The 6425-nt window shown below is 66.8% G+C and carries 5 protein-coding genes; all 5 read left to right on the top strand.

Annotated elements, in window-relative coordinates; all coding sequences use genetic code 11:
* A partial coding sequence (locus JS533_RS13130; RefSeq protein WP_241515212.1) for an ABC transporter ATP-binding protein occupies positions 1-1189 on the top strand: 1189 nt, incomplete at its 5' end.
* Positions 1190-1231: 42 nt separating this feature from the next.
* A complete protein-coding gene (locus tag JS533_RS13125; RefSeq protein WP_241515210.1) occupies positions 1232-2722 on the top strand; it encodes an FAD-binding oxidoreductase in 1491 nt (496 codons plus the stop codon).
* Positions 2719-3942, top strand: coding sequence for an aminotransferase-like domain-containing protein (locus tag JS533_RS13120; protein WP_241515209.1), 1224 nt, complete (start codon positions 2719-2721; stop codon positions 3940-3942). The genes JS533_RS13125 and JS533_RS13120 overlap by 4 nt, the downstream gene beginning before the upstream one ends.
* Positions 3943-4276: 334 nt before the next feature.
* Positions 4277-5122 carry a DUF1684 domain-containing protein gene (locus tag JS533_RS13115; protein WP_241515207.1) on the top strand — a complete coding sequence of 282 codons (846 nt, stop codon included), beginning with the start codon at positions 4277-4279 and terminating at the stop codon, positions 5120-5122.
* A 241-nt stretch (positions 5123-5363) separates the two neighbouring features.
* On the top strand, positions 5364-6425 hold a 1062-nt coding region (locus JS533_RS13110), incomplete at its 3' end, for a lanthionine synthetase LanC family protein (protein WP_241515205.1).

The following is a 6425-nucleotide window of genomic DNA, read 5'->3' as shown; positions in this document are numbered from 1 at the left end:
GCAGCGCGTGCTCATCGCGCAGGCGCTCGCCAGCGACCCGCAGATCATCGTGGCCGACGAGCCGACCAGCGCGCTCGACGTGACCGTGCAGAAGAAGATCCTCGACCTGATCGACACGTTGAGCCGCGCCCGCGACATCGCCGTGCTCATGGTGACCCACGATCTCGCAGTCGTCTCCGACCGGGCCGACGACGTGGTGGTCATGCATCACGGCGAGGTCGTCGAGACCGGCGACGCGGCGCGCGTGCTGGATCATCCCGCGCAGGAGTACACGGCGACGCTGCTGGCGGCCTCGCCGTCGTTCCGCATTGACGAACGCCGCGCGCCGCAGCCGCAGGACGTCGTCTCCAAGGGCTTCGGGGCGGCGGACGGCGACCGGAACGCGACGGCCGACGCCGTACGCTGGGAAGGCGTCACCAAGGAATACCGCACCGCGTTCTCCAAACGGGGTGCGTTCAAGGCGCTGGACAACGTCACGCTCACGGCCCCGGCCGGCAAGACGCTGGCCATCGTGGGCGAGTCGGGATCCGGCAAGACCACGCTGCTGCGTCTGGCGCTCGCGCTGTCCTCGCCGACGCGGGGCAGCGTCGAGGTCAACGGCAACGACCTGTCCACGCTGCACGGCCGGCAGCTGCGACGCCACCGCCGGGAATTCCAGCTGGTGCAGCAGAACCCCTTCGACTCGCTCGACCCGAAGCTGTCCATCGCGCGCAGCATCGCCGAGCCGTTGCAGGCGTTCCATGCCGGCAACCGGCAGGAGCGCGCCAGGCGGGTGCGCGAACTGATCGATCTCGTCGCCCTGCCGCAATCCGTGCTCGCCGCCAAGCCAACGGAACTGTCCGGCGGGCAATGCCAGCGCGTCGCGATCGCCCGCGCGCTGGCGGTACGGCCCGAAGTGCTGTTCCTCGACGAGCCGGTGTCCGCGCTGGACGTAGTGGTGCAGGCGCAGATCCTCGACCTGCTCGCCTCGTTGCAACGCGAACTGCACCTGTCCACCGTGTTCGTCTCGCACGATCTGGGCGTGGTCTCCAATATCGCGGATCGGATCGCGGTGCTGGGCAAGGGCCGGCTCATCGAACAGGGGGACGCCGCGCAGGTGCTGCGCCATCCGACGCAGGAATACACGCGGGCGCTGTTGGACGCGATCCCCGGACACGGGCGTGGGGACGCCCGTGGGCGGGTCGCCTAACGGCCGTACGAATCACATTCACACAAGCATTGGGGAATGCATATGACAACGCTTACTTGGGAACAGGCCGACACCGCCGTCACGGCGGAGGAGCGGCCGGGGAAGGTCGCGGGCGTGGGGGCGCCCGCGACGGAAGCGACTGCTGCGGAAGCATCCGCTGCGGAGACGCTGCGCGACGCATTGCGCGACATACTGCCGGACCCGCTGGTGATCGTCGATCCCGCGTCGATCGACGGCATCCAGCGCCGGTCGCGGCAGGACGGCGTGGGGCCGATCATCGCCGCGGTCACGCCGGACAACGCACAACAGATCGCCGACGTGCTGCGACTGGCCTCCGCGGCGCGCGTGCCGGTGTACACCAGAGGCGCAGGGTCCGGCATCGGCGGCCTGTCCGCGCCTGAGCGGGCCGGCATCCTGCTGCTGACCGAGCGGCTGAACCGCATCCTGGACTTCGATCCGGTCAGCCGGACCATCCGGGTCGAAGCCGGCGTGGTCACCGCCGACATCAACGCGTATCTGGACGGCAGCGGCCTGTACTACGCGCCCGACCCGGCGAGCGCCGGATTCTCCACCATCGGCGGCAACATCGCCACGAACGCCGGCGGCTTCCACTGCGTGAAATACGGCACCACGCGCCAGTCGCTGCTGTCGCTGAAGGTAGTGCTCGCGGACGGTTCGATCATCGAAACCGGACGCGGCGTGGCGAAGAACGTCGCCGGACTGGATCTGACCTCACTGTTCACCGGCTCGGAAGGCGCACTCGGCGTGGTGGTCGAGGCGACGCTGAAGCTGCTGCCCAGACCGTTGCGCGAGGCGTCGGCCATCGCGTTCCTGGACGATCTGGCGCAGGTGGGCGATGCGGTGAACGCGGTGCAGGCCGTGCCCGTGCAGGTGTCCACGTTCGATCTGATGGGCGTGCCCTATATCCAGACGTATCCCGACAGGTACCTGCCCGCCGTGGGCGACGCCCGCTGGATGCTGCTGGTGCAGGCCGACGGCCTGGCCGGCGACGAGGAGATCCGGCTGGTGGCGGAGGCGCTGCGCCGGGTGGGCGCCAGCGTGATCACTCCCGACGGTGACGAGGTCGCTTCGTTCCTGGAACTGCGCACCACCGGCCGAGCGATCCCGCCGTCGGACCATCCGCGGTGGCTGGTCGAAGTCGATGCCGCGGTGCCGCTCTCGCAGGTCGCGACCTACCTGCGCGACATCGAGGGCGAGGCCCGCGCGCATGCGGGCGAGGGCGTGGGGTTCTCCTTCGCCGCGCATATCGGCGACGGCAACGTGCACGCGGTGTTCTTGGCCGAGCGTAGGCCCGACGACGTGGATCGGCCCGAGTCGATCACGGCCATCCGGCATCGGCTGCTGCTACGTGCGCTGGAACTGGGCGGGACCATCACCGGCGAGCATGGCATCGGCACGGGGCTGAAGGATTATCTGCCGTTGCAGGTGGGCGAACGCGATCTTGCGGTGCAGCGGGCCATCAAGCAGGCTTTGGATCCGCAGGGCATCCTCAATCCGGGGAAGTGGCTGTGAGCGGGGGCGTGCCGGTGCGGGCCGGCTATTCGCAGATCGCCGGCCATCTGGGCGGACCGGCGTTCCTGCCGCTCAGGCGCGACGCGGCGGACGGGGCCGCGAAGCCGCTGATCGACCTGACCGGCGGCGTGCCGGACGAGGGCGTGCTGCCCTACCGATCGTACGATGATGCGACGCATGCCGTGCTGACGGACGCCGGCACGGCGTTCAAATCGGTGTCGTACATCCCGCCGGCGGGCATCGGCCGGCTGCGCGAGCAGGTGGCGCGGTGGCGGGGCGTATCGGTCGACAACGTGCTCATCACCGATGGCGCCATGAACGGCATCTTCCTGGCGGCGCAGGCGATGATCGACCCGGGCGACCGCGTGCTGGTGGAGACGCCCACGTTCCCGTTCGCATTGCGGATCTTCCGACGGCTGGGCGCGCAGGTGGACACGCTCGCGCTGCGCCGCGGCGGCGCCGATCTGGACGGGCTCGAACGGCAGTTGCGCGGCGGCGCGCGGTACAAGGCGTTCTATACGATCCCCGATTTCCAGAATCTCACCGGCGAGGTGACCGACGGCGCGCATAAGCGGCGTCTGCTCGAGCTCGCCGACCGGTACGGGTTCGCCGTGATCGCGGACGATCCGTACTGCGACCTGTGGTTCGGCGATGACGAGCCCGCCGGCTTCCCGCAGGGGTACCGGCAGGCGGACGACTATTCGCCGCTGTATGAGATCGGCACGTTCTCGAAGACGCTGGGGCCAGGATGGCGCGTCGGATGGGTGATCGCGTCGGCCGACGCGGTGCGCCGACTTGCGGCCATCCGGCTGTGCGTGGACGGCAACGGCAGCGCCATCGGCCAGTACGCGATCTCGCGGCTGCTGGAGGACCCCGTCTGGTTCGACGATCTGCTGGACGCCGAACGGCGGCTGTACCGCGGGCGTGCGCGCACGTTGACGACGGCGTTGCACGACACGTTCGGCGGGTCGGTGCTGTTCGACGAGCCGCAGGGAGGGTTCTTCCTGTGGGCGAGGCTGCCGCGCGGGATCGCCGTCGACGACGTGCGGGTGCAGGACGCGTTGGCGCGGCAGAACGTGCTGGTCACGCGCGGCGACTCGTTCTATCCGGATCGTCCGGACGCCTCGTATGTCCGGATGGGATTCTCCGCGATCGGCGACGACCGGCTGCGCGAGGGCGTGCATCGTCTCGGTGACGCGCTGCTGCCGCTGCTGCGCTGACGGTTTCCGGGCGTGGCCGGCGTATGTCGTTCATATTTCGTATGTATTGACGCTCGCGGCAATTCGCGGCGTTCATGGCATCGGCTCCCGCATGCGTGCGGGAGCCGATGCCTTTTGTTTTGTTGTATTTTACTTTTTTCGGTCGCCGTCGAAGGACCACGCCCGGTCGGTAATTCGGTAATCGACCATAAGTTTTTCATATGACGGGACGGTGTTGTATTCGCGAATCATGCGGTACAGTGTCATTATCAGGAACAACGAACACTGTTGCTGACATCGTATATCGCGCGATCGTTGGGGAACGATCGCACCGACACAGGGGGGGAACGAATATATGGTCTCGTACCAGAACATATCGTCGCAAAGCGACCGGGAATTCGCCGACGCATGGCGACGGTGGCATGACGACAAGGACAGGCAATTCGCTTCGGAATACGGATTCCTGTCCGTCATCGGACTGGATTGGCTGCATGACGGAGAGACGGTCGCGGTGCCGGACTTTCCGGGCGAATGGCGGCAGGACGGCGACACGGTGACCTACACGCCGCAGTCGGGGAAGGTGGTCACCGTCAATACGCTGCCGCTCAACGGGCCGCGCGGGTACATCACGCCGACCGACGAGGACGCCAACGTGGTCGACATCGTCTACCGCGACGTCAAGGCGGAACTCATCAAACGCATCGGCGGCACCGACCACTACGCCGTGCGCGTGCGCGACCCGCAGGCTCCGAAACGGCTGAACTTCAAGGGTACGCCGTATTTCGAGCCGAATCGCAAGTGGGTCGTGCCGGCCACGTACGTCCCGTACGAGACGGTGACCGACGTGACGGTGGACGCGTCGCTCAGCTATCTCAACCATGTCGAACAGGCCATCGGCGAGCTGGAGTTCGAACTCGACGGCAAGCCGCAGCGGCTGGTCGTCTTCCAGGGGCACGGCGCCGGGCGGGGGCTGGTGCTGTTCCGCGACGGCACTTCCGGCAAGGAATCGTACGGCGGGGCCAGGGTGCTGACCTTCGACGTCACCGATCCGAAGTCCGTGGACCATATCGACTTCAACCGCGCCACCAATCTGCCGTGCGCATACAGCCAATACTGCACCTGCCCGCTCGCGCCGGCGTCGAACACGCTCGCCGTGGCCGTGACCGCAGGCGAGAAGCTGCCGGCCGAACACGATTTCTGACAATCGCATGTCATGTCTCGGCTTATTCGCCCGCATGTCGTACGGGAAATACGTATGGCATCGGTATTGAAATTCCCGGACTGGAGCATGGGATAACCATCCCATAACGTGACGGAAATCCGCATTATATGTGCGGCCGTCTCGTCATCGATTCTCGTTGATAATCATCAATATCTCATATCAATATCTCGCATCAATATCAGACACATGCACTGATCATTATCTTTGGGGGAAGATAACCATGACCGATACCAAAACAGCGGATAATACGCTGACCATACCGAATCTCAGACCGCAATACGACGGCAAGCCGTTCCCGGGCAGCGAACTGCCGACAGTCGAACAGGCGATCGCCGACGCGCAACGCTACGTGGACCGCGCGTGGACGGACGACGGCACGTTCGTGACCTGGCCGGAACACGAGGAATGGGGCGCCAACTACGGTCCCTTGTCCCTGTACACCGGCGCGGCCGGCGTGGCGTGGTTCCAGTTGGCCAAACTGCACAGCGAACTCGCCGACGGGCAGGACGCGGAACGGCTCGAACGGGCCCTGTCCTACATCGAACGGCAGTGGGAGGTCTATACGCGTCCCGATCACGAATTCATCGCCGTCGACGGCGACTTCTCGTACTGCGGCGGACTGTCCGGCATCGCCGCGGTGGTCGCCGAAGCGGCCCGTACGGACGGACGCTGGACTCCGCTCGCGCGGAAGATCGCCGACCATGTGGCCGACCGCTACCGGCCGGGGCACGGCTGGACCGGACTGTCGCCGTTGTGGGGCGACGCCGGCATCTCCAACGCGCTGCTGTCGATCGGCGACGCGCTCGGCGACTCCCGATACGCCGATGTGGCCGTACGGGCCGGCGAAGACCTGCTCGCCAAGGAGATCCGCGACGAAAGCGGATCGCACTGGCCGGTCATGCGCCTGCACGACATGAGCGAACGCTATGCATCCTTCCCGGACCATGCGATGGTCGACGGCTTCCTCGAAGGCGGCGACGGCATCGCCCTCGCCCTCGCGAACTTCGCCAAGGCCACCGGGCGCGACGATTTCAAACAGGCCGCGCTGCGGGCCGTCGAAACGGTCAAGACCAAGGCCGTCGTCGCGGGCGACGCCGCCATCTCACGCAACCTGAACGAATCCGGACAGGCCCGGTTCGGACTGTGCACGGGATCGTCGGGATACGTGCGCATCTTCTCCGCCGTCGCCGCCATCAGCGACGATCCGGCCGAACCGGTCGAATGGGCGCGTCGGTTCGGTCGCGGCATCATCCGCAGCGGCGTTCCCGGCCGGCTCGCGCAG

This window comes from Bifidobacterium amazonense (assembly GCF_018555435.2).
Classification (GTDB): domain Bacteria; phylum Actinomycetota; class Actinomycetes; order Actinomycetales; family Bifidobacteriaceae; genus Bifidobacterium; species Bifidobacterium amazonense.
The sequence above is the reverse complement of the archived record's forward strand: the minus strand, read 5'-3'. Positions and strand labels throughout refer to the sequence as shown.